Origin of the sequence: Alcaligenes parafaecalis (genome assembly GCF_026344135.1) — a bacterium.
Lineage (GTDB): Bacteria > Pseudomonadota > Gammaproteobacteria > Burkholderiales > Burkholderiaceae_B > Alcaligenes > Alcaligenes parafaecalis.
This window is the reverse complement of sequence record NZ_JAPKNA010000001.1, coordinates 334,627-360,217: the sequence shown is the minus strand read 5'-3', so window position 1 is coordinate 360,217 and position 25,591 is coordinate 334,627. Positions and strand designations below refer to the sequence as shown.

At 54.6% G+C, this 25,591-nt stretch carries 22 protein-coding genes; 10 read left to right on the top strand and 12 right to left on the bottom strand.

Annotated elements, in window-relative coordinates:
* Positions 1 to 12: 12 nt before the first annotated feature.
* The gene (locus tag OSH09_RS01670) at positions 13 to 390 is read left to right on the top strand and encodes a hypothetical protein (protein ID WP_222668392.1); all 378 of its coding nucleotides are present in this window, start codon (positions 13 to 15) and stop codon (positions 388 to 390) included.
* A 331-nt stretch (positions 391 to 721) separates the two neighbouring features.
* The gene (locus tag OSH09_RS01665; RefSeq protein ID WP_266119943.1) at positions 722 to 2,614 is read left to right on the top strand and encodes an alkaline phosphatase D family protein; all 1,893 of its coding nucleotides are present in this window, start codon (positions 722 to 724) and stop codon (positions 2,612 to 2,614) included.
* A 37-nt stretch (positions 2,615 to 2,651) separates the two neighbouring features.
* On the opposite strand, the gene sorU is transcribed toward OSH09_RS01665, so the two are convergent.
* The 6 genes from sorU to purN all read right to left on the bottom strand — a co-directional run bounded on the left by sorU (position 2,652) and on the right by purN (position 10,407).
* A complete protein-coding gene (gene sorU / locus OSH09_RS01660) occupies positions 2,652 to 2,963 on the bottom strand; it encodes a SorU family sulfite dehydrogenase c-type cytochrome subunit (RefSeq protein WP_207873993.1) in 312 nt (103 codons plus the stop codon).
* Positions 2,964 to 3,016: 53 nt separating this feature from the next.
* On the bottom strand, positions 3,017 to 4,237 hold the full coding sequence (gene sorT / locus OSH09_RS01655; RefSeq protein WP_266119942.1) for a SorT family sulfite dehydrogenase catalytic subunit: 1,221 nt from the start codon (positions 4,235 to 4,237) through the stop codon (positions 3,017 to 3,019).
* 457 nt (positions 4,238 to 4,694) lie between these two features.
* Positions 4,695 to 6,989, bottom strand: coding sequence for a UvrD-helicase domain-containing protein (locus OSH09_RS01650; protein WP_266119941.1), 2,295 nt, complete (start codon positions 6,987 to 6,989; stop codon positions 4,695 to 4,697).
* Positions 6,986 to 8,212: a DesA family fatty acid desaturase gene (locus OSH09_RS01645; protein ID WP_207873990.1), complete on the bottom strand. Its 1,227-nt coding sequence runs from the start codon at positions 8,210 to 8,212 to the stop codon at positions 6,986 to 6,988. Before OSH09_RS01645 ends, OSH09_RS01650 begins: the two co-directional genes overlap by 4 nt.
* A 99-nt stretch (positions 8,213 to 8,311) precedes the next feature.
* Positions 8,312 to 9,577: an RsmB/NOP family class I SAM-dependent RNA methyltransferase gene (locus tag OSH09_RS01640; RefSeq protein WP_243430325.1), complete on the bottom strand. Its 1,266-nt coding sequence runs from the start codon at positions 9,575 to 9,577 to the stop codon at positions 8,312 to 8,314.
* 173 nt (positions 9,578 to 9,750) lie between these two features.
* Entirely contained in the window at positions 9,751 to 10,407 is a 657-nt protein-coding gene (purN, locus tag OSH09_RS01635) for a phosphoribosylglycinamide formyltransferase (RefSeq protein ID WP_266119940.1), read from the bottom strand.
* Between the two features lie 49 nt (positions 10,408 to 10,456).
* Between purN and OSH09_RS01630 the strand changes: the two genes are divergently transcribed.
* The 6 genes from OSH09_RS01630 to rlmF all read left to right on the top strand — a co-directional run bounded on the left by OSH09_RS01630 (position 10,457) and on the right by rlmF (position 17,653).
* On the top strand, positions 10,457 to 11,422 hold the full coding sequence (locus tag OSH09_RS01630) for a bifunctional riboflavin kinase/FAD synthetase (RefSeq protein ID WP_042487846.1): 966 nt from the start codon (positions 10,457 to 10,459) through the stop codon (positions 11,420 to 11,422).
* On the top strand, positions 11,412 to 14,252 hold the full coding sequence (gene ileS, locus OSH09_RS01625) for an isoleucine--tRNA ligase (RefSeq protein WP_266119939.1): 2,841 nt from the start codon (positions 11,412 to 11,414) through the stop codon (positions 14,250 to 14,252). Before OSH09_RS01630 ends, ileS begins: the two co-directional genes overlap by 11 nt.
* Positions 14,245 to 14,781 (top strand): signal peptidase II, encoded by a 537-nt coding sequence (lspA, locus tag OSH09_RS01620; RefSeq protein ID WP_376912144.1) that lies wholly within the window; start codon positions 14,245 to 14,247, stop codon positions 14,779 to 14,781. Before ileS ends, lspA begins: the two co-directional genes overlap by 8 nt.
* 20 nt (positions 14,782 to 14,801) lie before the next feature.
* Positions 14,802 to 15,986, top strand: coding sequence for a bifunctional phosphopantothenoylcysteine decarboxylase/phosphopantothenate--cysteine ligase CoaBC (gene coaBC / locus OSH09_RS01615; RefSeq protein WP_266119938.1), 1,185 nt, complete (start codon positions 14,802 to 14,804; stop codon positions 15,984 to 15,986).
* A 73-nt stretch (positions 15,987 to 16,059) separates the two neighbouring features.
* On the top strand, positions 16,060 to 16,521 hold the full coding sequence (dut, locus tag OSH09_RS01610; protein ID WP_042487854.1) for a dUTP diphosphatase: 462 nt from the start codon (positions 16,060 to 16,062) through the stop codon (positions 16,519 to 16,521).
* A gap of 136 nt (positions 16,522 to 16,657) precedes the next feature.
* Positions 16,658 to 17,653: a 23S rRNA (adenine(1618)-N(6))-methyltransferase RlmF gene (gene rlmF / locus OSH09_RS01605; protein ID WP_266119937.1), complete on the top strand. Its 996-nt coding sequence runs from the start codon at positions 16,658 to 16,660 to the stop codon at positions 17,651 to 17,653.
* A gap of 119 nt (positions 17,654 to 17,772) precedes the next feature.
* Here the strand turns inward: rlmF and OSH09_RS01600 are convergent, their stop codons facing one another.
* Positions 17,773 to 18,417, bottom strand: coding sequence for a DJ-1/PfpI family protein (locus OSH09_RS01600; protein WP_266119936.1), 645 nt, complete (start codon positions 18,415 to 18,417; stop codon positions 17,773 to 17,775).
* A 32-nt stretch (positions 18,418 to 18,449) separates the two neighbouring features.
* Positions 18,450 to 19,193: an SDR family oxidoreductase gene (locus tag OSH09_RS01595; protein ID WP_266119935.1), complete on the bottom strand. Its 744-nt coding sequence runs from the start codon at positions 19,191 to 19,193 to the stop codon at positions 18,450 to 18,452.
* 535 nt (positions 19,194 to 19,728) lie between these two features.
* Here OSH09_RS01595 and OSH09_RS01590 point away from each other — a divergent pair.
* On the top strand, positions 19,729 to 20,841 hold the full coding sequence (locus tag OSH09_RS01590; protein ID WP_266119934.1) for a toll/interleukin-1 receptor domain-containing protein: 1,113 nt from the start codon (positions 19,729 to 19,731) through the stop codon (positions 20,839 to 20,841).
* 121 nt (positions 20,842 to 20,962) lie between these two features.
* On the top strand, positions 20,963 to 21,700 hold the full coding sequence (locus OSH09_RS01585) for a hypothetical protein (protein ID WP_266119933.1): 738 nt from the start codon (positions 20,963 to 20,965) through the stop codon (positions 21,698 to 21,700).
* A 280-nt stretch (positions 21,701 to 21,980) separates the two neighbouring features.
* Here OSH09_RS01585 and OSH09_RS01580 read toward each other — a convergent pair whose 3' ends face one another.
* From OSH09_RS01580 to OSH09_RS01565, 4 genes are read right to left on the bottom strand one after another with little or no spacing between them, the layout of a single operon-like run.
* On the bottom strand, positions 21,981 to 22,718 hold the full coding sequence (locus tag OSH09_RS01580; protein WP_035268170.1) for an ABC transporter ATP-binding protein: 738 nt from the start codon (positions 22,716 to 22,718) through the stop codon (positions 21,981 to 21,983).
* Entirely contained in the window at positions 22,715 to 23,539 is an 825-nt protein-coding gene (locus OSH09_RS01575; protein ID WP_222668405.1) for an ABC transporter ATP-binding protein, read from the bottom strand. The genes OSH09_RS01580 and OSH09_RS01575 overlap by 4 nt, the downstream gene beginning before the upstream one ends.
* A gap of 8 nt (positions 23,540 to 23,547) precedes the next feature.
* On the bottom strand, positions 23,548 to 24,654 hold the full coding sequence (locus OSH09_RS01570) for an ABC transporter permease subunit (RefSeq protein ID WP_222668406.1): 1,107 nt from the start codon (positions 24,652 to 24,654) through the stop codon (positions 23,548 to 23,550).
* Entirely contained in the window at positions 24,651 to 25,583 is a 933-nt protein-coding gene (locus tag OSH09_RS01565) for a branched-chain amino acid ABC transporter permease (protein ID WP_207873979.1), read from the bottom strand. Before OSH09_RS01565 ends, OSH09_RS01570 begins: the two co-directional genes overlap by 4 nt.
* Between the last annotated feature and the right edge of the window lie 8 nt (positions 25,584 to 25,591).

Below are 25,591 nucleotides of genomic sequence, written 5' to 3'. Positions count from 1 at the left end.
CAGGACCTGCACATGCACATTGCCACACAAGAATTCCCCCGAATCTGGATCTCGAACAGCTCTCCGTCCAACTGGAAAGAAGAACTGGAAGCCTTGCTGGATCAAGGTCAACGCTTTGTCTTGCTGACCCGCGAGCTGCCCGGTGCAGAGGAAGGTTCGGACAAGGAGGAGTTCTCGCAGTGGATCAAGGACAATCGCAGCCGCCTGAGCACCTCCTGTGCCGCCAGCCTGGTGGTCGTGAGCAATGCCTTGATGGCCTTTTCCCTGAATGCCTTTGTCGCTCCCTTGAGCGAGAAGTTTGGTTTTCCAGTACGCGTTGTACATGAGGACGATCTGGACGAGCAGGTCACTGCCTTTCTGGAAGCCAGCCCGGAAGTTGAAAACAGCTAAATCGTCAGACGTCACCTCTTGGCGGCGACAAGTAATGCGAAGGGCCATCTCTCATCAGATGGCCCTTTGTGATTCTGTTGAGCAAGTCTGGAGCCCTATATCTGTGGCAAACCCCGGTGCTGACGCATGAATACAGAACAAGAACACGCACAAAAGTAGACCCAGAGTCAGGAACAAGACAAGATATAGGGCAAAAGTACAGGATTACAGCATCAGGACTGCAACTTTATACCTGCTACGCTGTCTATTATTTTTTCTGATTTTGACTGTCATCCGTTTGAATCTCTCCCCCGTCTCCCCCAGCTTGCCCCCTGTATTAGCAGGCCCTATTTTGCGTCGCCTCGACGCCCAACGTCTGGTTTTATGGCTGGTCGGCAGTTCGGCGCTCTCTCTGGACCTGCTGTTGGAGCCCGAAGGCGCGGCTCCCCAACGGATCACCCTGAATACGGAACAGTGCCGCATCATACCGATAGGCACGCACGCGCACATCCACCTTATTGATGTGTCACTCCCCACTGCCCTACCCAGCGACACCCTCATTCACTACGATCTGATCACCAGAACAGACTCTGGCGCCGAGCAAGGAATTGCAGATTGGGCCCCTCATTTATTGCACACGGGTCAGTCCCGGCCCAGTCTGGTCCTGGCCAGCCGTGCCGATAATCTGATGTTTGGTTCTTGCCGCAAACCTCATCACCCGGCCCGCGACGGTCTGGCCCAGGCGGACACGGTATTGAGTGAGCACATTACTCAAGCCGATGCCCGGCCTGCTTTGCTCATGCTCTGCGGCGACCAGGTTTATGCCGACGATGTCGCCGGTCCCATGCTAGCGGCTATTCATGCCTTGATTGAACGCCTGGGGCTGTTTGGGGAGTATCTGGAAGGAGCGGTGGTATCGGACAGCGAATCGCTTTACCGCCATCCTGCCAGCTATTACCGACGCGCCGATCTGCTGCCCGCCTTCAAGTCTAACGAAGCCCTGCGCGAACGCTTTTTTGGTGGTGTGGAAAAACCAATTTTCACCACGGCCAATGCCCATAACCACTTGGTGACCTTGTCCGAAGTGCTGGCCATGTATCTGCTGGTCTGGTCGCCGATTGCCTGGCAGATTATCCCCGAGCCAGAAGCCCCCAAGCTGGAGCCCCAACACCAGCAACGCTGGCTGCGCGAGGCCAGTGCCCTGGCAGGCTTTCGTCAGGATCTGCCCCAAGCCGCCCGCCTTCTGGCCCATGTCCAGACCCTGATGATTTTCGATGATCACGACATCACCGACGACTGGAATCTGTCCGCCAAATGGGAAAGCATTGCCTATGGCCATCCTTTCTCACGGCAGATTGTCGGCAATGCCTTGATCGCCTATATGTTGTGCCAGGGCTGGGGCAACCGGCCCGAGGTTTTTGAGTCTGTACTGGATACCGTCACCACCTGGACCGGCAAACCAGATCAGCATCACCGTCTTGAGCATGAAGCGCAGGACATGCTAATCAAGGAGCTGCTGGACTTTCGCCAATGGGACTACGTGCTGCGCACCCAGCCTACTCTGATCGTGCTGGATACACGCACACGCCGCTGGCACAAGCGCCGCTTGCCCAATCGCCCTTCCGGGCTGATGGACTGGGAATCCTTGACCGAACTGCAGCATGAGTTATTGGATGAGCGTGCGGCCATCATTGTGTCGCCCACCCCCATGTTTGGGGTCAAGCTGATCGAAGTGATACAAAGCATCTGCACTTATGCAGGCTTTGCGCTGACCGTGGATGCAGAGAACTGGATGGCGCACCGTGGTGCTGCCAACACCATGCTGAACATCTTTCGACATTCACGTACGCCTGGCAACTACGTCATTCTGTCCGGTGATGTGCACTATTCCTTTGTCTACGATGTGCAAGTACGCCATAGCGGGCATATCCCCCATATCTGGCAAGTTACCAGCAGCGGTATCAAGAATGAATTTCCGGAAGGGCTGTTGAATTGGCTGGATCGTCTGAACCGCTGGCTCTACTCCCCACGCTCGCCCTTGAACTGGTTTACGCAAAGACGGGACTTGAGCATCAACCCACGCCTGCCCGATCAGCGCAAACAGGGGGAACGCGTCTGGAATGGTTCAGGGCTGGGGCAAATCTGGCTGGATGAGCAAGGCCGCCCTGCCCGCATCCTGCACCACAACGCCAACAAAAAGCCGCCTACCGAATTTCCAGCTCCTGATCAGGAGGGAAATGGGTAAGGCGGCTTTACTCTGACCAAGACAGTAAACGTGGGGCTTACTGACCCGCTACAGAGCTGACATAAGTAGCGACGGCATCACGCTCTTCGTCACTTAAGGTCTGTGCAAAGGAAGGCATGGCACCCATACCTTCTTTCATGACCTTCAGGATCTGTTCTTTGGACGGTTGCAGTTCATCCAGATCAGGGCCAATGGCACCGGCAGAACCGGCATCGGCCAGGGTATGACAGACCGCACAGGCAATCGGTTTGGCACTGCTGGTAAACAAGGTTTTGCCCTGCTCATCAGCTTGTGCCTGACCCCCAACAACAAACAAACAGGCAGCAGCTACAGCTAAGTATTTCTTCATGATTTCCTTCCGAACCCGCCCCGACGCTGTGGGGCGGTTACAGCATTCAATGCTTAAACAACCGTGACCGGCAACATGTGATCACGCCAGCTATTGTTCAAATAGCCGTGGCTATTGGCGACACGCTCTTCAGGCTGAACCGTGCCCGCTTCGCTGGTCGCACGGCTGGCGATTTCGTATTGGCCTGGCTTCAGATCCATACCCACTACGAATTGACGCCAGGCGTATTTACCCAGATCCGGGCCCACAAAATTAGCCTTGACCCAGTTTTTGCCGCCGTCCACTGACACTTCGACTTCTTTGGCAGCCGACATGCCACCAAAGGCCAGGCCCTGGATCTGCACACGACCTGCTTTCAGATCCTCGCCAGGTTCGCCGTTCGGGCTGGTGATCCAGGACTTAACCGGCATTTCCCACACCGACTCCTGATTCACATTGGTCTTTTCGCCCATCGGCGTCATGCGGTAGCTGTTTTGCTGAATGCTGGCAGCCGACTGCTCTTTAGTGAAAGCCAGTTGCTTGATGTATTTGACGTTGTTCACGCCGGTGTAACCGGGAACGATCAAACGCAAAGGACCACCGTGGGCCAAAGGAATCGGCTGACCGTTGATTTCCCAGGCCAGGATCGCATCATCAATGGCTTCCAGCGGCAAAGAGCGCTCCACCATGATGGTATTGGGGTCCAGACCCTCTGGAACCGCCTCGCCACCCGTGCCCGTCATGTATTTGGCACCGGCTTCCATGCCACCCATTGCTTCCAGAACAGCCTTGACAGGCACACCCGAAAACACGATACAGCCTGCTGCACCCACGGTCCATTTGGTACCGCTGGGTTTTTCAGGGAAGTAGGCACGACCATTACCCGAGCACTGCAGCACCATAGGCACTGCTACCAGGCCCAAGCGTTTCAGCTCAGCCACCGTCATATCTTTGGGGTTCTTGACCCCCTTGATCGACAACGTCCAGGCATCCGGATCCGCCACGATATCCTCGGAAGGAGGAGCGACGTTATTGCGTACGAACAAGCGATCCAGCGGTGTGATCAATCCGGAGCCAAAAGCACTGCGTTTGGTTTCAATGGTGTTGGCACTGTGCACGATCAAGCTGTCGGCATGTTTCCAGGATGCATAGGCAGGCAAGGCTTTAGCCTGCGTTTTTGCCTTTTCCTGAGCCAGGGCGGCAGACAAAGGTGTCAGGCTTGCGGTACCGGCCAGAGCCATGACTCCGCCCGTCGACAAGAGCATACGACGTCGTGAGAGATTGCTAGGTTCCATGATCGCCTCCATGTGTGTTTGTTATCTGTAATTAATTTAGGCTTCGATTTTATGGGGGCACCCGCTTTATAACTAGAATATATAACCCTTATATATAACGCTTATATAGAGATTTAAAGATGGATTACATACGATGAAAAACCGCATGAAACAAGGCTTCAAGCACATATTCCATTTTTTCCAAGACAAGAAATAAAACATGCTTTTTCCCTGTCCCAACGGAGGAAGAAGAGCCTTAACGACGATAAGTGTGTATTTTTATGGACGAGAGACTTGTCCAAACCCCAGTCTGTTTGAAATTTTTCTCATGAGATTTCCAAGCTGAATAACCCTGTTTGGAAGGATGACGCCGTTGAGAGAACACTCAACCCCCTTTTGCTTTAGCCATGAAAAAAGCCCCCGGAAATCTCCGGGGGCTTTCAAACTATCTTGGGCTGATTCAGCGGCTAGTGAGCGATTAGCTAACAGGATCCAGCTTGGCAATTGCCAACGCCAAGGTCTTGCTTCCAACCTCGCGGAACTGAATCAAGGCCTGGGCATCGTCACCCTGGCCAGTCAAGTTAACAATAGTGCCTTCACCGAAACGGTTGTGATGCACACCCTGCCCCACGCGGAAAGTCTGGCCATTCACTTCCAGCACGCTGGTGTGACTGCGGCCACCATACGGTTGAGCCGAATAGCTTTTGTCCTTGGACTCCCAGCTTTGGCCGCGACGAAATGCACCCGAGCTGGCTTCTGACTGCATGGGTGCGCTGGTGTAACGAGCCGACAACCATTTGATGTGCTGTTCAGGCAGTTCATCCAGAAAGCGCGAGCGCATGGCGTAACGACTCTGACCATGCAACATGCGGCTTTGCGCCAAGGTAATGTACAAGCGCTGGCGTGCCCGCGTAATCGCCACATACATCAAACGGCGCTCTTCCTCGATACCGCCCGGATCGAACAAGCTGTTCTCGTGCGGGAACAAGCCCTCTTCCAAGCCCGTAATGAAGACTGCATCAAACTCAAGCCCTTTGGCCGCGTGAATCGTCATCAACTGAATGGCGTCCTGCCCTGCCTGAGCCTGGTTATCCCCGGCTTCCAGCGAAGCATGCGTCAGGAAAGAACCCAAAGGAGACATGGGAGCCAACACAGACGCCGTCGGTTGATCCGGGTTCTGCATGGCCTGTTCGGACTCGCCCGCCACGGCTTCAGGTACTCGGCCTGCAGGTAATTCGGCAAAACCTTCTTCGCCCGCAAACACCGTGGCCGCGTTAACCAGTTCCTGCAAGTTTTCCAGCCGCTCGGCACCTTCGCGGTCGGCCTGGTAATGGGCCAGCAAGGTACTGTCGTGGACCACATGCTCAATCAGTTCCGGCAACGACAGAATCTGAGCCTGGCTGGCCATATCCTGAATCAGATTGGCAAAGCGCATCAAACTGGCCGCCGCACGTCCTTGCAGGTAAGGAATCGCCCGTAACAGGCTGGTACCTCGTTCTCGCGCCAGATCAGCCAACTGCTCCACCGAACGAGCACCAATACCGCGTGTCGGGAAGTTCACGACGCGCAGAAAGGCCGTATCGTCGTCCGCGTTATCCATCAAACGCAGATAAGCCAGTACGTGCTTGATTTCCTGACGCTCGAAGAAGCGGTGGCCGCCATACACTTTGTAGGGCAGGCCTTGGGAAAACAGTCTGTGCTCGATCACCCGGGACTGGGCGTTGCTGCGATACAGAATGGCAATCTCGCGACGAGGCTTGCCTTCAGCAATCAGGGCGCGGACTTCATCCACAATCCACTGCGCTTCCAGGGCATCCGAAGCCAGCTCGCTAATGCGCACCAGTTCGCCTTCGCCACTGTCAGTCCACAGATTCTTGCCCAGACGACCACTATTGTTCTCGATCAGTGCATTGGCCGAATCCAGAATATGGCCGCAGGAGCGGTAATTCTGTTCCAGACGGATCACATTGCCACGGGCGTAGTCGCGCTCGAAGTCGGCCATATTGCCCACATTCGCACCACGGAACGCATAGATGGACTGGTCGTCATCGCCCACGGCAAACATGCTGGCCTGATCACCCGCCAAAAGACGCAACCAGCGATACTGCAGCACGTTGGTGTCCTGAAACTCGTCCACCAGAATGTGTTTGAAGCGACGTTGATAATGCTCGCGAATCGGTGCATTGCGGGACAGCAGCTCGTAGGCACGCAGCAGCAGTTCGCCAAAGTCCACCACACCTTCGCGTTCGCATTGCTCTTGATAAAGCTGATAGAGCTCGATCAGGCGACGGCGGTGAGGGTCGTGCGCCTCCAGGTCTCCGGGACGCTGGCCGTCTTCCTTGCAAGCATTGATGAACTTCTGAATTTCCTTGGGAGGAAATTTCTCGTCATCAATATTATTGGCCTTGACCAAACGCTTGATGGAAGCCAACTGATCGGCCGTGTCCAGAATCTGGAAAGTCTGCACCAGGCCCGCATCCCGGTAATGCATGCGCAGCAAGCGATTACACAGGCCGTGAAAGGTCCCGACCCACATTCCGCGGGTATCGATAGGCAATAAAGAAGTAAGCCGCGTCAGCATTTCGCGCGCGGCTTTATTGGTGAAGGTAACAGCGGCCAGTCCGTGAGGGCTGACCTGCCCAGTCTGGATTAACCAGGCCATTCGGGAGGTCAGTACGCTGGTTTTTCCGCTACCGGCTCCGGCCAGCACCAGGGCATGGCCAGAGGGTAGAGTAACGGCGGCTCGCTGTTCCGGGTTTAAGCGATCCATCATGCCGCGTAGCGGCGCAGACGCAAGGCGAACTGCTCAAGACTTTCAATACCACTTTGCTGAGCACGCTGGCACCAGGTGCGCAGGTCAGACAGCAACTGCTCGCTGGAAGCGCTGGAGCTTTCCCAGATACCAGCCAGTTCACGCTGCATGCGAACCAGGATGGACAGGCGAGAGTCGCCAGCCGCCACAGTTTCCAGTTCAGCGCGCTGCTCGGGTGCCAGTACATCGTCGCCGCGACCGATCCAGTCGTTGCAGCTTTCCAGCAGGGACCAAGAGCAATTCGGATTGTCTTTGTTCACCTGTGGCTTCAGACGGGCAATCTCTTCAGACGCAGTCGTCTTGATGATGTCGGCGTAACGAGCCAGGATTTCGTAGCGGTGGGTAATCACACCTTGCAACGTCGCCAGGCTGATGCCATCAATAGGGGCATTGGAAGGCACGCTGGGTTCAAGACGCAGCTTGGGAGCGACCTTCTTGACCTTGGCCAGACCCAACGCTTTCAGCACGGTGATGTAGCACCAGCCCAAGTCAAATTCGTACCATTTGCTGGAGAATTTGGCCGAGGTACCGTAAGCGTGGTGATTATTGTGCAGCTCTTCACCACCAATGATGATCCCCCAAGGGAACACGTTGGTGCTGGTATCAGGGCTGGCAAAGTTACGGTAGCCAATGGCGTGACCCAAACCGTTCACCACACCGGCAGCCCAGAAAGGAATCCAGGCCATCTGGATAGCCCAGACCGTCAGGCCCAACAGGCCGAACAGGAACAGGTCAATACCCAGCATGATGATGATGCCCAGCATGCTGTATTTGCTGTACAGGTTGCGCTCAAGCCAGTCATCGGGGGTGCCGTGACCGAAACGCTTCAAAGTTTCAGGGTTGGTGGCTTCCTTACGGTACAGTTCTGCACCACGGAAAAACACCTGACCAAGACCAAAGACCACGGGAGAGTGAGGATCACCTTCACGTTCGCACTTGGCGTGGTGTTTACGGTGAATAGCCACCCACTCTTTGGTGACCATACCGGTGGTCATCCAGAGCCAGAAGCGGAAAAAATGCATGACGGCCGGATGAAGATCCAGCCCACGGTGCGCCTGACTACGGTGTAGAAAGACGGTCACTGCCACAATAGTGACATGTGTCAGTGCTAAAACGACAAGGACGAACTGCCACCAAGACAGTTGCAGCCATCCATCGGCGAGATAAGAGAGAAACGATTGCATAGACCCTTTTAGACCTGAACTTTGTTAAGGGAAACCGGAAAAGTGTATCCCACCCAACTGGTTAACATTAACATTATTTAAGGACGAACTTGCTTTAAATCAAGCACTTTCAGTGATTCGTTCCAGTGCCGCACCGAAAAAACAGTCGGTCTGGTGACGGTCTGTGCGCAGATTCAGGTAAGGCCCTTCTAGCGCGAGAGCCGGACATTTGTCCTTCAAGATTTCCCGGGCGTCCAGCAGTCGGAACTCGGGGTGTTTGTCCAAGAATGCCTGCACTTGATGCTCGTTTTCTTCAGGCAAGAAACTGCACGTTGCATAAACCAGACGACCGCCTGGTGCGACACATGCTGCGGCCTGCTCAAGAATTTCGGCCTGCATCTGAGTGTACTGCTCTAAGGCTTGTGGGTGTTGACGCCACTTAAGATCAGGATTTCGACGTAAAGTTCCCAAACCGCTGCAAGGTGCATCAACCAGAACACGCTGGGCCTTGCCATGCAGGCGGCGAACACGCTGGTCGCCCTCGCCCTGAATCACGACAGGCACCACATTGGACAGACCGGCACGCGCAAAGCGTGGCTTGGCCTTGCTCAAACGGGTAGCCGACACGTCAAAGGCGTAGAGACGGCCTGTAGAGCGCATCAGAGCACCCAGCAGCAAAGTTTTTCCACCTGCACCGGCGCAGTAATCAATAACCATCTCGCCACGGCGTGGCTCCAGCAAGGCGGTCAGCAGTTGGCTGCCCTCTTCCTGAATTTCCAGCTCGCCTTTTTCATACTGTGGCCATACTGCGACAGATGGGCGGCCTTCAATACGAATACCCCAAGGCGAAAACGGCATGGCAACCGGTTTGAAACGCGCCATAGGGCCATTTTGCAACTGGCGCAACACCGTATCACGCTCGGCCTTCATGGGGTTGACGCGCAGATCCAGCAAGGCCTGCTCGTTCATGGCGGCCATCAGCTTGTAGGAATCGGGGATCTCTTTCAGACGCTCTTCCAGCCACTCGGGCAGGCTCAGGCGCACGCCAACAGGCAGACCATCCACATTCAAGGCGCGGATATGGCCCAGCCACTGGCGCTCTTCTTCAGTCAGCCCCAAAGACAAAGATTCCTGACCGATTGCGGTAGACAGGCCCAGAATGGCCAGACGACGGGTGGACGGGCCTACGCCACTTTCCGCCCAGTTACGGTACTGACGCAGGTGACGCAGTACATCAAACACGGATTCACGGATCTCGGCACGGTCACGCGAGCCCATTTTGGGGCGTGTACGCGCCCAGCGAGTCAACGCCAGGTCGGCAGGGTGCTTCCACTGCAAAACTTCACCCAGGGCGCTGGAGACCTGCTCCAGACGGCGCTGTGCCATCGCTCCCGGCTCGGGTGGGCCCGAGGGCTTGTCGCGGCGTGCTGCATAGGGGCGACCACGCGCTCCGGACTCGTTACGTTGAGCAGACGAGGACGGGCGCTTGCGGTCCGAGCGACCGCGGGATTGTTGGTGATCAGACATGAATATTCAAAAATTCCAAATAGCCCGCTCAATCAGGCGGGGAAATAAAAGCCGCGATGCGCAAGTCCGGCAACCTCGACACGGCCATCAGCCTGCAAACGCACCCGTCCCTCGATCAGCCAGCGTACGGCCTCGGTATAGACATGATGTTCGGTTGCCAGAACGCGTCCTGCCAATGTTTGTGCATCATCGTCGTGCAACACAGGCACGATGCTTTGGGCAATGATGGGGCCATCGTCCAGCACAGGGGTCACGAAGTGCACGGAACAGCCGTGAAACTGTACGCCCGCGTCAAGTGCCTGTTGATGGGTATTCAAACCGGGAAAGCTAGGAAGCAAGGATGGGTGTATATTGATGAGCTTGCCTGCATAGTGCTGAACAAAATCGCTGCTCAGGATGCGCATGAATCCCGCAAGTAGAACATAATCTGGCTGGTAGCGGTCGATCACGTGTGCCAAAGCCTGGTCAAAGGCTTCACGTGTTGCAAATTCGCGATGCGAAACTGTCTCGGTAGGCAGCCCTTCCTGCTGCGCCCATTCCAGTCCGGGCGCATCGCCCTTGTTAGAGATGGCCGCCTCGATACGGCCATTTAAGCCCGCTGTCTTGATCAGTTCGCTAATGGCCTGCAGATTGGAGCCCCGGCCTGAAATAAGCACAACAAGGCGACAAGGTACGGTGGAATCGGTCAAAATCCTGTTTCCCGAGAAATAACGAATCCAAAATTGTAAACTCTCGCTTGTGAAATCTGATCTAAAACTCTATCGCTCTCTGCCGCGGCGCAACAGCACGGCCCGCAGCGCTGTCACGATTGGCAATTTTGATGGGGTGCATTTGGGCCACCAGGCCATCTTGCATCGCGTCAATGAAGTTGCGCGCCAGCAAGACCTTAGCTCCTGTGTGATGACCTTCACGCCACACCCACGCGCCTTTTTTGCGCAGCGCGGCCAACGGCCCGAACTGATCCCCACGCAGATCAGCGGCCTGCGCGACAAGGTCGAAGCCCTGCACCAGTGTGGCATTGAACAAATTTATCTGGCTCGCTTCAATCAGGCCATGGCCGATATGTCCGCCGCCACCTTTATTGACGAAATTCTGGTCCAGGGTCTGAACACCGGCTGGTTGCTGGTGGGCGAAGATTTCCGCTACGGCCATAAACGCGCGGGCGACATCGAAATGCTGCGCGAAGCGGGCAAGCGCCACGGCTTCAGCGTCGAGACCCTGCACGATGTGGCCGATGCCGATGGCCGTCGCATTTCCAGCTCGGAAGTACGCACCGCCCTGGCCGTTGGCCAGTTGGACCGCGCCCGTGCGCTGCTGGGCAAACCCTTTCATATTAGTGGCCATGTCATTCATGGCCAGAAGCTGGGCCGGGACATTGGCTACCCGACCCTGAACGTGCGGGTCCCCGAACACTGTGCCGCCCGTTCCGGCGTGTATGTGGTTCGAGTTCACGGACTGACCGGGCAGGCTCTGCCCGGCATTGCCTCCTTGGGGGTACGCCCAACCGTCATCGACCAGGGACGGCTGCTGTTAGAGGTGCATTTACTGGACCAACGCCTGGATGCTTACGGTAAACTTGCCCGTATAGAATTTCTGGAATTTGTCAGGGACGAAGAAAAATTCCCGGACCTCATCACAATGATCGCCGCCATCGACAACGATGCACAACGCGCTCGCGACTACTTTGCTTCAAATGGACTATAAAAACTCTCTCAATTTGCCCGACACTCCCTTTCCCATGCGTGGTGACCTCGCCAAACGTGAGCCGGGCTGGATTAGCCAGTGGGAAGAAAACAAAGTCTATGCAGCAATTCGACAAGCCAGTGCCGGTCGTCCCAAATTTATTTTGCACGACGGCCCTCCCTATGCGAATGGTGATATCCATATGGGGCATGCGGTCAATAAAACGCTGAAAGACATCATCGTCAAAAGCCGCAATATGGCCGGCTTTGACGCGCAGTACGTGCCCGGCTGGGACTGCCACGGCATGCCCATTGAAGTTCAGATCGAAAAGAAATATGGCAAGAACCTGCCTGTGGCTGAAGTTCAGGCCAAAGCACGCGCCTACGCTCTGAAACAGATCGACAGCCAGCGCAAGGATTTCAAGCGCCTGGGCGTGTTGGCCGACTGGGAGAACCCCTACCTAACCATGAACTTCAGCAACGAAGCCGACGAGCTGCGTGTGCTGTCCAAGATCATGCAAAAGGGCTTTGTGTTCCGTGGTCTGAAACCCGTGAACTGGTGTTTTGACTGTGGTTCCGCCCTGGCAGAAGCCGAAGTCGAATACGCGGATCGCACCGACCCGTCCGTACACGTGGCCTTTCCCTTCGCGCAAAAAGACAAGCTGGCTGCCGCCTTTGGCGTAGACAGCGTGGACGATGGCGCCATCGTCATCTGGACCACCACCCCCTGGACCATCCCTGCCAACCAAGCGCTGAACGTACACCCTGAAATCAGTTACGCCCTGGTTAAGCTGGACAGCCCACGAGCTACCGGCTCCATGCTGATCGTGGCCGAAGAGCTGGTAAAATCCTGCCTGGAGCAATGGGGTCTGAGCGGCCAGGTCGTGGCCACCGCGACCGGCGAAACCCTGAACCTGATCGAATTCAACCACCCTCTGGCCCACGTGGACGCAGGCTACCAACGCCGCTCCCCCGTCTACCTGGGCGACTACGTCACGCTGGACAGCGGTACTGGCGTGGTGCACTCGGCTCCTGCCTACGGTATTGAAGACTTTATCTCCTGCAAATCCCACGGCATGAAGGACGACGACATGCTCACGCCCGTGATGGGCAATGGGCATTACGCCGAGAATCTGCCCCTGTTTGGCGGCCAGATGATCTGGAAGGCCAATCCGCAAATCGTGGAAGCCTTGCAAAACGCCGGCACCTTGCTGAAAACCGAACAGCACCCGCACAGCTACATGCACTGCTGGCGTCACAAGACGCCCATCATCTACCGCGCTACCAGCCAATGGTTTGCCGGTATGGACAAGGAAAACAGCAGCGGCCGTACCTTGCGTGAAATGGCGCTGGAAGCCATTGATAACACTGAGTTCTACCCCTCCTGGGGTCGTGCCCGCCTGCACGCCATGATCGCCAACCGCCCCGACTGGACCTTGTCGCGTCAGCGTCAATGGGGCGTGCCGATGGCCTTCTTCGTTCACAAAGAAACGGGCGAACTGCACCCACGTACTCCTGAGCTGATGGAGCAAGTGGCCGAGCGCATCGAGAAAAGCGGTATTGAAGCCTGGCAAAACCTGGACCCACGCGACCTCTTGGGCGACGAAGCTGATCTGTACGAGAAGAACCGTGACACACTGGACGTGTGGTTTGACTCGGGCACGACGCACGCCACTGTGCTGGGTGGTAAAGACCACACTACCCACGGCTCGCACGCTGAAAAGCTGCAATGGCCTGCCGACCTGTACCTGGAAGGTTCGGACCAACACCGCGGCTGGTTCCACTCATCCTTGCTGACAAGCTGCATGCTGTATGGTCATGCTCCATACAAAGCTTTGCTGACACACGGTTTTATCATTGACGGCAACGGCCGCAAGATGAGCAAGTCGCTGGGCAACACCATCTTGCCGCAGAAGATTGCTGACACCTTGGGCGCAGAAATCATTCGTCTCTGGGCAGCTTCAACCGATTACTCGGGTGAGCTCTCCCTGTCCGACGAAATTCTGAAACGCGTGGTGGAAGGCTACCGCCGTATCCGCAACACTTTGAAGTTCCTGCTGGGTAATCTGGCCGACTTCGATCCCGCACAACACGCAGTTCCTCTGGACCAGTTGACCGAGATCGACCGTTACGCCCTGCAAATGACCGCCGATATGCAGGCCGAATTGCTGGAAAACTACAAGCGCTACGAGTTCCACCCTATCGTGGCTCGCTTGCAGACTTTCTGCTCCGAAGACCTGGGCGCGTTCTATCTGGATATCCTGAAAGATCGTCTGTACACCACGGCTAAAGATGGCTTGCCTCGCCGCTCGGCACAGACTGCGCTCTTTCACGTAACGCAAACCCTGCTCAAGCTGATGGCTCCTATCTTGTCCTTTACGGCCGAAGAAGCCTGGCGCGATTTGAACGGTGGCTCAGTGCCCAGTGGCACCATTTTCACCGAACTGTTCCATGTTCTGCCGGAACAAGGTGAACAGACCGCACTGAACACCAAGTGGCAACGTCTACGCGCCATCCGCGCTGATGTGATGCGCCGTATTGAAGACGTACGCAGCACCGGGGCGATTGGTTCGTCCCTGGCTGCCGAAGTTGACGTCTACGCCAGCGGCCAAGATCTGGAATACCTGCAGTCTCTGGGTCAGGACCTGCGTTTCATGCTGATCGTCTCGCGTGCCGATGTACACGCTGGCGAAGGCGATTTGCGTATCGAGGTCACCCCTAGCGAACAGGCCAAGTGCGAGCGCTGCTGGCACCACCGCCCTGACGTAGGCCAAAGCGCCGAGCACCCCACCCTGTGTGGTCGTTGCGAGGACAATCTGTATGGCGAAGGCGAAGTGCGCCATCATGCCTGATAAGGACATGGCCCCTTCCCCCGGCCAGGCCCAACTGCCCACGCGGCAGTTTTGGGCCTGGATTGGTCTGGCCGCGTTTATCGTCGGCCTGGACCAATGGACCAAACAGTATTTCGACACGAACCTGTTCTATCAAGAACGCTGGAACGTACTGCCCTTTTTTGACTTCACCCTGCTCTATAACCCAGGTGCTGCCTTCAGCTTTTTAGCGGGCGGCGAAGGTTGGCAGCGCTGGTTCTTCGTGGCAATTGCCCTGGTTGCCACCATCATGATTCTGGTCATGCTGCGTCGTTCAGCCAAACAGCCCCTATTTTGCCTGTCGCTCAGCCTGATTCTGGGTGGTGCCGTGGGCAATGTGCTGGACCGTCTGATGCACGGGCACGTCGTCGATTTCTTGCTGTTTTACTGGAATCAGTCCTACTTTCCGGCCTTCAATATTGCCGACGTGGCGATCAGCTGCGGGGCAGCCTTATTGATACTGGACGAATTCCTGCGCATGCGCCGCAACAAGAAACGACAGCGCTCCTAAGTCTGTAAGGATCATGTCCTATGCTTAGCAATAAAAAACTGGTGTTTGGCATCACCGGCGGCATCGCTGCCTATAAAACTGCCGAGCTTTTGCGTCGTAGCCAGGACCTGGGTGCCCGGATTGATGTGGTCATGACCGAATCGGCCACCCGTTTCATCAGCCCGGTCACCTTTCAGGCCTTGTCGGGCCGTACCGTCTACACCGACTTGTGGGATGCGCGTGTTCCCAACAATATGGCCCACATCCAGCTTAGCCGGGATGCCGACGCCATTTTGATCGCCCCCGCCAGCACCAACTTCATGGCCAAACTGGCCAACGGTCTGGCCGACGATTTGCTCAGCACCTTGTGTATTGCTCGTGGCCATTGCCCCCTGTTAATCGCCCCGGCCATGAATCGGGAAATGTGGCTGCATCCGGCCACCCAACGCAATGTCGAACAACTGCGTCGCGACGGCGTACACATTCTGGGCCCCGGCAGCGGCGACCAGGCTTGTGGTGAAACCGGCGATGGTCGCATGCTGGAACCGGCCCAACTGCTGGCCGAACTGACCGCCTTCTTCCAGCCCAAGCTGCTGGCTGGTAAACGAGTCCTGATCACTGCTGGCCCCACTAGCGAGCCTATCGACCCGATTCGCGTCATCAGCAACCGATCCTCCGGGAAGATGGGCTATGCCATTGCCCGTGCAGCTCAAGAGGCTGGCGCGCAAGTCACGCTGGTTTCCGGCCCTGTTGCCCTGGATGCCCCCTATCAGGTCAGCCGCATCAATGTGGAAACAGCCCGTCAAATGCACGCGACGGTCATGTCACAAGTCCACGACGCTGACATCTTCATCAGCGTTGCCGCCGTGGCCGACTGGTACGTCAGCAATGCCAGCGACATCAAGATCAAGAAGACCTCCGAACAAGCCACGCCAGACCTGCAATTCAGCCCCAACCCCGACATTCTGGCCGAGGTTGCCGCACTGAAAGACGCCCCCTACTGCGTAGGCTTTGCTGCCGAGACAGACAACTTGATCGAACACGCCCAGGCCAAGCGTCAACGTAAAAACGTGCCGCTGCTAGTCGCCAATCTGGCCCAACGCGCCATGAATGCGGACGATACCGAACTGGTGCTGTTTGACGAGCAAGGTCACACGCAATGGCCTGCCCAGGACAAGCTGCTGGCTGCCCGCCAATTGGTACAAAACATCGCCCAACGGCTTTAACACTTTTCTCTTTTATGATGATGGGCAGCGCTGAAGTTGGTGCGCTGCCTCTCTTTTTTTCAGGATACCGTCTATGCACCGTCGTATTGAAGCCCGCATCGTCAATGACTTGTTGGGCACGACCATTGAAGCCCCCAGCTACGCCACGGACGGCTCGGCCGCTATGGACCTGCGCGCCTGCCTGAGCGAAGCCGTTACCCTGCCCGCAGGCGGCCGTACGCTGGTTAAAACCGGCCTGGCCATCAATATGATGGACCCGGGCCTGGTGGCCATTGTCGCCTCGCGCTCCGGCCTGTCGCTAAAGCACGGCGTGCGTGTTGCACAAGGCATTGGTGTTATTGATGCCGACTACCACGGCGAAATCGGCGTGATTCTGGCCAACGACAGCGATCAAGATTACGTGATCCAACCCGGCGAGCGTATCGCCCAACTAATGTTCCAACCGGTGGTGCAAGTGGCACTGCAGTTTGTGAACGAGTTCTCTACCGAGACCGAGCGTGGTACGGGTGGGTTCGGCAGCACAGGCAAGAACTAAGCATTAAACCTAGGGAAGGATGCGATGCAGAACGACGTAGTACAGCAAGCATCACTCCTTCCTTAGTCCTGACACTTTGCTTTTAAAAAGCACTAGCACCACAATTCAGATTCACGCAGGCCAATTTCGGACATCAATGCCCTCTCCAAAAACAGGTAATTCCAACTCTGAATTACCCACTTCAAACAAAACGACGGCTCAGCTCCACCCGCGTAACCGCCATCAGGGCCGTTACGACTTTGACGCTCTCATCAAAGAGACGCCCGAACTGGCCGCGTTCGTTTCCTTGAATCCATACGGCGATCAAAGCATCAATTTCGCTGACCCGAAGGCAGTCAAAACCCTGAATCGTGCCCTGTTAAAGACGTTTTACGGTATTGAGCATTGGGATATTCCTGCCAATTACCTGTGCCCTCCCATTCCGGGTCGGGCAGATTACGTGCACTATCTGGCCGATCTGCTGGCCAATAGCAATAAGGGAGCTATTCCCCGTGATGAGGCAGTACGCGTCCTGGATATTGGCGTGGGCGCAAATGCTATCTACCCATTGATTGGTAATACCGAATATGGGTGGCAGTTTCTAGGATCGGACATAGACGCCGATGCACTGACTTCTGCACGAAGCATTATTCATGGGAATCCTGGCTTGTCGGCTGCAATCAAGTTACGCCAGCAGAAATCACCCAGACATATTTTCAAAGGCCTGCTGGGTGCCAATGACTACTTTGACCTGACGCTGTGCAACCCGCCCTTCCATTCATCGCAGGAAGAAGCAGAAAGTGGCAGTCAACGTAAATGGCGCGGCTTGGGCAAAGCTGCACCCAAACACAATGCTCCTGTGCTGAACTTTGGTGGGCAGAATACGGAGCTATGGTGCGAAGGCGGCGAGGCGCTTTTCATCCGCCGCATGATAGAAGAAAGCGTGACAGTAGGCGGACAAGTGTTTTGGTTCAGCACCTTGGTGTCCAAAGCATCAAATGTCCCCGGTGTGTTGAATGCCTTAAAAAAGGCCAAGGCGGTTAAAGTCAAAACCGTAGAAATGACGCAGGGGCAAAAACAAAGCCGTTTCGTAGCCTGGACTTTTCTGGAGGCTGCGGCACAAGAGGTTTGGCGCAATGAGCGCTGGAAATAGGTTCGTATCAAGTCGGGATACTAAATAAGCGGATGGCAGTAGCTGCAATCAGCTACCCACGCTAAGACCCGCGACTCCTAAATCTTTCGCCCAACAACTACGCCCAGAAAACACCGGCCTTAGCGCACAAACGGATCAATCGTCGGATCACTGTTCCAGACATACTCAGTCCAATGCGCAATGCTTTCAGCTTGCTCACGGTTATACAGCTTCTCGACCAGAGCCAAGGCCATATCCGTCCCCGCTGACACACCCGAGGATGTGACGTACTTGCCATCAAACACCCAGCGAGCCTGCTTTTGCCAAAGCACATCTCCATCCTGAGCCACCGCAAAATCAAACGCCAGCTTGTTGGACGTAGCCCGGCGCTGCTTCAAAACACCCGCCTTGGCCAATAAAGCCGACCCCGTGCACACCGACACCGTCCACTGCGTTGCCTTGTCCTGCTTCTGAATGAAGGCCAGCATGGCAGGGTTATTGATTTCGCTACGCGTTCCCATACCGCCGGGAACCATCAGAATGTCGAATTGTGAAGCCGTCTCGAAACTATAGGAAGTCTGGGTTTCTATCCCTTGAGACGAACGAACCAACCCACCCTGCTGAGACACCATGACCATCTCGTAATCCGGCATCCCACCCCACATCTCCACCGGCCCGAATACATCGAGAGTTTCAAACTGGTCAAACAGCACAATGCCGATGTGTTTTTTTATCGTATTACCTGCTGTGCTGGTGGATGTAGCCGATGCTGTCTTACCGCTCATAGCGTGCCCCTTCATGGTTGAAACTCAATAACTCAGATCGTAGCTCGTACCAAGCCACCATCAATAGCCAAATTCTGACCTACGATAAAACCTGCGGCCTCGCTGCACAAGAAGGCACACGCAGCACCAAATTCGCTCGGCGTTCCAGCTCGCCCTGCGGGTACAGATGCAATCATTTTCTCAGCCACAGGACCCAACTCCTGCAGGCGATCCGTCATGATGGTGCCGGGCAATAGGTTATTGATCGCGACGTTATGCTGGGCCACTTCGCGAGACACACTGGCAACGAAGCCAGTCAAAGCCATACGGGCGGCAGTGGACAGCTCCAAGTTGGTCACAGGTGAACGGACTGACACCGAGGTGATATTGACGATACGGCCAAAGCGACGGCTCACCATGCCTGGCAACACAGCCTGAATTAACTCCACCGCTGCCAGGAAATTTTGCTCCAACGCGGCTTGCCAATGAGAGGTTTCCAACTGAGCAAAAGGCATAGACGGAGGCCCACCCGCGTTGGTCACCAGAATGTCGATATCCACGCACGCGGCAGCTACGGCTTGTCTACCTGCCGCCTGAGAAAGGTCGGCGGCAATCCATTTAGCTGCAACACCGGTAGAGACTTGAATCAGTTTGACAGCTTCTTGCAGCTTGTATTCGTTGCGCGATACCAGGGTGACTTGCACGCCTTCAGCGGCTAGTGCCTGAGCACACGCCAAGCCTAAGCCACTCGACGCCCCACAGATCAAAGCACGTCGTCCGGCAATTCCTAAATCCATTTTTTGTTCTCCTTGGTGGGTCTTTACAACGGAGTCGTTCGCATAGAAATACATGTCTCGACCCACTGTCTTTTTAGATGGCACAGACTAGTTCTATCTACATAGGAACCTGCCGGTTATATCCTGTAGTCGCTATGGTATAGACTAACAGCCGCCCAGAGTACACTCAAAACCCCTAACTGCTATTTGCACCGTATATATCTACCAACCAGTAGCTATATCTGCAAAAAATAAAATATTATCTAATTCTACCAAAGCATCAAATTACTCTCTTTAAAGGCTTTTAAAATTTCTCTGCAATTGCAGGAATTTTAAATAAAAAACCAGCTAACAATTCAGTTCTCTATTTATTCGATGTAGAGACACATTTCTTTTTTTTAGTTACTATTCTGTCTGCTTTCGGCTAGAGGCAGACATTCGTTTTTTTAAGATACGAGTTGACGACGACAGTTTAATATAGAAAGCATTGCTGGCCGAGGAATTAATCTAACGTGCCAAAGCACAAAACACCAAAAACGCTGGAGTAGAAAGCCATATGAAACGTGTTCTGACTGTCGGTCTTACCTATACGGGAGAGCCTGTCGATGGCGTGGAATTTGAGACACTGGGGCTCATTAGTGTTAAGTCCGATAAAGATCGGTCAGCTTACCCACTATATGAGTATGACGTAATCGTCATCAACCCTCAGAGCTACAGTCACTTCCTCTTTGGAGCAGCAGGAGAGTTTTCAGGCGATGACAACGAGCTTGGTAAGCTGAAAAAGCAAGATGAAAAGTATGACCTCGATTCAGCCTATGACAGTAGCGACCGTGAAAAGGAGATGCATGCGGCAATCAAAGCCGGCACGACTGTAGTCTGGTGTCTTTCCGAGCCGAGGCGTATGAATTTCTTTGGCTACCGTGAGACATATTTAGGATACGCAGCTCTTGAAGTCAAAGCGATCGTCAAGCACGGAGATCTCCAGATTAAAAAAGGTCGTCGTATCTCCAGCATCCAAGAAAGTCCCTTTGAGCGCTACTTTGAAATCCTTGCCACTTCGGGATGGACACTTTGCCTTTCAGTAGAGGACGTTAAAGGGTTTGAGTCAATTGCGTTGACCCCCGAAGGTTATAGCCTCGGCGGGAAGGTGTCTGCAGCATCAGCTAAGGGATGGCTTATCACGCCCCCAACCTCTGAAGAGTCCGCTAATCGCCTCATTCTCGATGCACTTTCCTTGAAAAAGGAAAACCTAAGACATGAGAAGTACCATGGTGTCTTCTTGAGCCATACCAGTGCTGACAAACCGTTTGTTCGACAACTTCGGGACGATCTGAAAACACATGGAGTGAGCAAAGTTTGGATTGACGAAGCAGAAATCGAGGTAGGCGACTCCCTAATCGCTAAGATCGACGAAGGGATAAAACAAACACCCTATATCGCTGTCGTACTTTCCTCTAAGTCCATCAATGCACCATGGGTCAAAAAGGAACTGAATATTGCGATCAACCGTGAGATATCACAAGGGCGAGTAGTCGTTCTTCCTCTTCTCTATGAAAAATGTGAGATTCCTGCCTTTCTTTCAGAAAAACTCTATGCAGACTTTACGTCTGATGAACAGTACGAAGAGTCGCTTCAGAAAGTCTTGCGAAAACTGAGGATTCGGGCTTGAGGATTTCTCGACCTTCAATTAGCAGTCGAGTTTTCTAGGTTATTGCAAAGGGTGAAGTGAGATGTGCCGAAGCAATATCGGAGTGACTCTTTAAATGATAATGTTAATTTAAGATCGAACAATGAAAACCAAAGCCTACCATGCATTTGAGCAAAAAATTATTTACTTTGATGACGACATTACCATGATTGATATAATCCGTACAAATATTCTCAATGGGGAATTAACGGATAAAAACTCAACACATGTCCTAAAGAATCTCGACCCAGTAAAACACCGTCATCTCATTCGAAGGAAGAATGTGGATGGCAGCAGAAAGCTGCTCATTAATCACCTCAGGCAAACAGTATATTCTTCATATATCAAGGATCTTTATGAAGAAGTAACACACTACCTGAGAACTATACTTGAAAAATCCGCAGCCAACGGCTTTGACGCTGGCAGAATAATTGGCGAACACCCAGTAAAATTTGATGCAAAGGCCATTCTAATTGCTGGCGACTGGAAATCCATTGCTAGATTGATAACGGATTCAGTTTTCCAGGCACTCGAAGCAGAAAAAAGCACACTCAAGTTGTTTGAAAAAATATCCAGTAAATTGGCACTTGGTGTTGATGACGGTCTGATTAAATCAGCGATCCCATATCTCGAAGTCCGACATTACCTCGTGCATGCTGATGGAAGGGCGCCAAGCGACTTTAAAGACAAGTATCCAGATATAAGAATCCAAAGAGGCTATTTCTTGCTGAACTACAGCTTCGTCGAAAATTTAAAGACTCACACAAAAAATCTAGTGAAAGCTTTTGATGAAGCTGTTGTAGCAAAGAACCTTCTCAAAAACGAGGATCTGCAGCCGTAGCCTGATTTTTGACAACTGCTTTGCGATGTGAATGAGCGATAGCGCTATATGATCCGCTAAACCTCTGGCTCAGTTTATTAGCAACGAAACAACAAGATAGCCCAGCCGAATCAAAACATCGGGTTGTAAACAGATATTCAGGCGAAGCGGGTGAGCGTCTGCTTTGGGTCGAAAGCAGACACTTATACGTTAATCTGTGCTACTTATAAGGCCTAACCCAGGAGGCAAAAAGCCAATCACCCTAAAGCTGATTGGCTTTTTCTCCAAATCCGAACCCTACTTACACCGCAAAATCCTCTTCCCCCAGATACGCCGCCCTCACCTTCGGATCATGCAGCAACTGCGCGGCCGGGCCTTCCAGGATAATCCGCCCTGACTCCATCACATACCCCCGATCCCCCAGCTCTAAAGCCAGTCGCGCATTCTGCTCAATCAGCAAAATCGTCACGCCTTCCTTGGCAATCGTCTGGATCAGCTCAAAAATCCGTTCGACCATGATGGGGGCCAAACCCATAGAAGGCTCATCCAGCAACAGCAATGAAGGTCTAGAAATCATCGCCCGTCCCATTGCCACCATCTGCTGTTCCCCGCCCGACAAAGTCCCTGCCGATTGTTTCTTACGCTCAGCTAAACGCGGGAACAAGGTATAGATACGCTCGATATCCTGGCGTACTTCGTGGTGGTCCTTGCGGGTATACGCCCCCATGGCCAGGTTTTCTTCGATTGTCAGTTGCGGAAAAATCCCTCGCCCTTCCGGCACCATGACCACGCCGCGCCTCACCAGTTGGTGCGATGGCAGGCCAACGATGCTCTCGCCTTGGTGTTCGATCTGTCCCGCAGCCGCAGGCACCAGGCCTGTGATTGCCCGCAGCGTCGTGCTTTTACCGGCACCGTTGGCACCAATCAGGCAAACCAGTTCGCCCTTGCCCACCCGCAGGTCCAAGCCACGTACCGCCCGGATGCCGCCATAAGCTACATCCAGACCCCGAATATCCAGCATTAACGGTTCTGTGCTCATGCCTGCTCCTCTTCAACGATAATGCCCAGCTCTTTAGCTGCTCCTGCACCCAGATAGGCTTCGATCACGCGCGGGTTGTGTTGGACCTCGGCGGGTTTGCCTTCGGCCAGCACTTTGCCGTATTCCAGCACCAGGACTCGGTCACACAGGCCCATCACCAGCTTCATATCGTGTTCGATCAGCAGGACGGTAATACCGTCACCACGGATTTTTTCTATCAGTTGGCGCAGCACTACTGTCTCGGACGGGTTCATACCGGCGGCAGGTTCGTCCAGCGCCAAGAGCATAGGATCGGTTGCCAGTGCGCGGGCGATCTCCAGGCGACGTTGGTCGCCGTAGGACAGGGAACGTGCAATCTCGTTGGCGTGCTGGGCTATGCCTACATAATCCAGCAGCTCATAGGCTCGGGCCTCGATTTGCTCTTCTTCCTTGCGAGTTGCTCGGTTACGCAGCACCGCCCCCAGCACGCCTGCACGGGTGCGAACGTGGCGGCCGATCATGACGTTTTCCAGAGCAGACAGGCTGCCAAACAGGCGGATGTTCTGGAAGGTACGCGCAAAACCGGACTCTGCGATTTGATGCGGTTTGCACTCGGTCAGGTTGCGGCCTGCGAAGGTGCAACGGCCTGACTCGGGGATGTACAAGCCTGTCATCACGTTGAACAGCGTGGTTTTACCGGCACCGTTCGGGCCGATCAGGCCGTAGATATCGCCTTTGCGGATACTGAAGCTGACTTCAGACAAAGCCTGCAAGCCGCCAAAGCGTTTGGACAAGCTTTCTGCCTGCAAGAGGACTTCGCCATCGGGGATTTGTTTGCTCATGGTAAGACTCATGCTTGCACCTGCTTCATTTTGCGCTCACGACGACGCACTGCCGAGGGCCACAAGCCTTCAGGGCGATAGATCATGACCAGCACCAGGGCAAAGCCAAACAGCAGCATACGAATACCGTCCGGGTCCAGGATGACGTCGCCGAACACGCTTTGCTGCAAGGGTACGACCACGGCACGCAATAGCTCCGGGAAGACAGACAGCAACAAGGCACCCACGATCACACCGGGGATATGGCCCATGCCACCCAGCACCACCATACACAGCACGGAGATGGATTCTGTCAGGCTGAAACTCTCTGGGCTGACGAAACCTTGCATGGAAGCGAACAAGCCCCCTGCCACGCCACCAAAGGTTGCGCCCATGGCAAAGGCCAGCAGTTTGACGTTACGGGTATTGATACCCATGGCCTTGGCAGCGATTTCGTCTTCACGAATGGCTTCCCAAGCTCGGCCAATACGGGAATGCTGCAAGCGTACGCAAATGAACACGATCAGCAGCGTAATCAGCAGGAGCAGGTAGTAGTATTTCTCCGGCCCCGTAATTCGTATGCCAAACAGGGTTTCCGCTTTACCGAAGATGAAATCGCCGATCTTGAAGGTATCGACCCGGTTAATCCCTTGCGGGCCATTGGTGATATTGACGGGCGCATCCAGGTTGTTCATGAAGATGCGGATAATTTCACCGAAGCCCAGGGTCACAATCGCCAGATAGTCACCTCGTAAGCGCAGGACCGGAAAGCCCAGCAGCACACCGAATACGGCAGCCAAGGCAATACCGGCAGGCAACACCATCCAGAACGGCAAGTGCAAACCGAAATGCGGCGATGCCAGCATGGCCCAGACATAGGCGCCTACGGCATAGAAAGCGATATAGCCCAGATCCAGCAGACCAGCAAAACCCACCACGATGTTCAGGCCCAGGGCCAACATCACATACAGCAAGGCAAAGTTCAGGGTGCGAATCCAGCTTTGACCAGCCATGCCCAGAACAAACGGCAAAATGGCCAGGACCACACCAATTAGCAGCGCACCCACCCAGACTTTAGCGGGGGTTGCGGGACGCTGTTTGGAGCCAGCGCCACTTAGTGTTTGATTCAAACTCATGCTCGATCTCCCACGCGTTCACCCAACAGGCCCGAGGGACGGAAAATCAGCACCAAGATCAGCACGATGAAGGAGAACACATCCTGATAGTTACTGCCAAACACCCCATTGGTCAGGTCACCGATGTAGCCTGCGCCCAGGGCTTCGATCAAGCCCAGCAGCAAACCGCCCAACATGGCACCGCCCAGGTTCCCGATCCCGCCCAGCACTGCAGCGGTAAAGGCCTTCAGGCCCAGCATGAAGCCCATGGTGTATTGCGCGACGCCGTAATAGGTCACGATCATGACGCCAGCGACGGCGGCCAGGGCCGAGCCGATCACAAAGGCAGCCGAAATAACGGTATTGATATTCACGCCCATCAGACCGGCGACTTCGCGGTTCTGCGCGGTGGCACGCATGGCGGTTCCCAGCCGGGTGCGGTGCACCAGCACCATCAGGCCGGACATGATCAAGGCCGCTCCGGCAATGATCAGAATTTGCAGCAGACTGATCCGTGCGCCCCCCAACTGGAAGACGACGGGTTCAATAATGTGGGGAAAGCTCAAGTAATTGCGGCCCCAGATCATCATGGCCAGGTTTTGCACAATAAAAGACACACCGATTGCGGTGATCAGTGCAGCCAGACGAGGTGCGCGGCGCAAAGGACGGTACGCATAGCGCTCGGCAGTCCAGCCTATGCCCATGCACAGGGGAATAGCGGCCAAAAGGGCCAAACCAACCATCAACCAGGCGGACAAGCCAGCCGGGTCTGCGCCAACCAGCGACAAGACCACGGTCGTTGCCAACATGGCCCCCACCATGACGACATCACCATGCGCAAAGTTAATCAGACCAATAATTCCATACACCATGGTGTAGCCCAGCGCCACCAAGGCGTAGACACTGCCCACGGTCAGGCCATTTATGAGTTGTTGTATCAGGATTTCCATAGATCGGG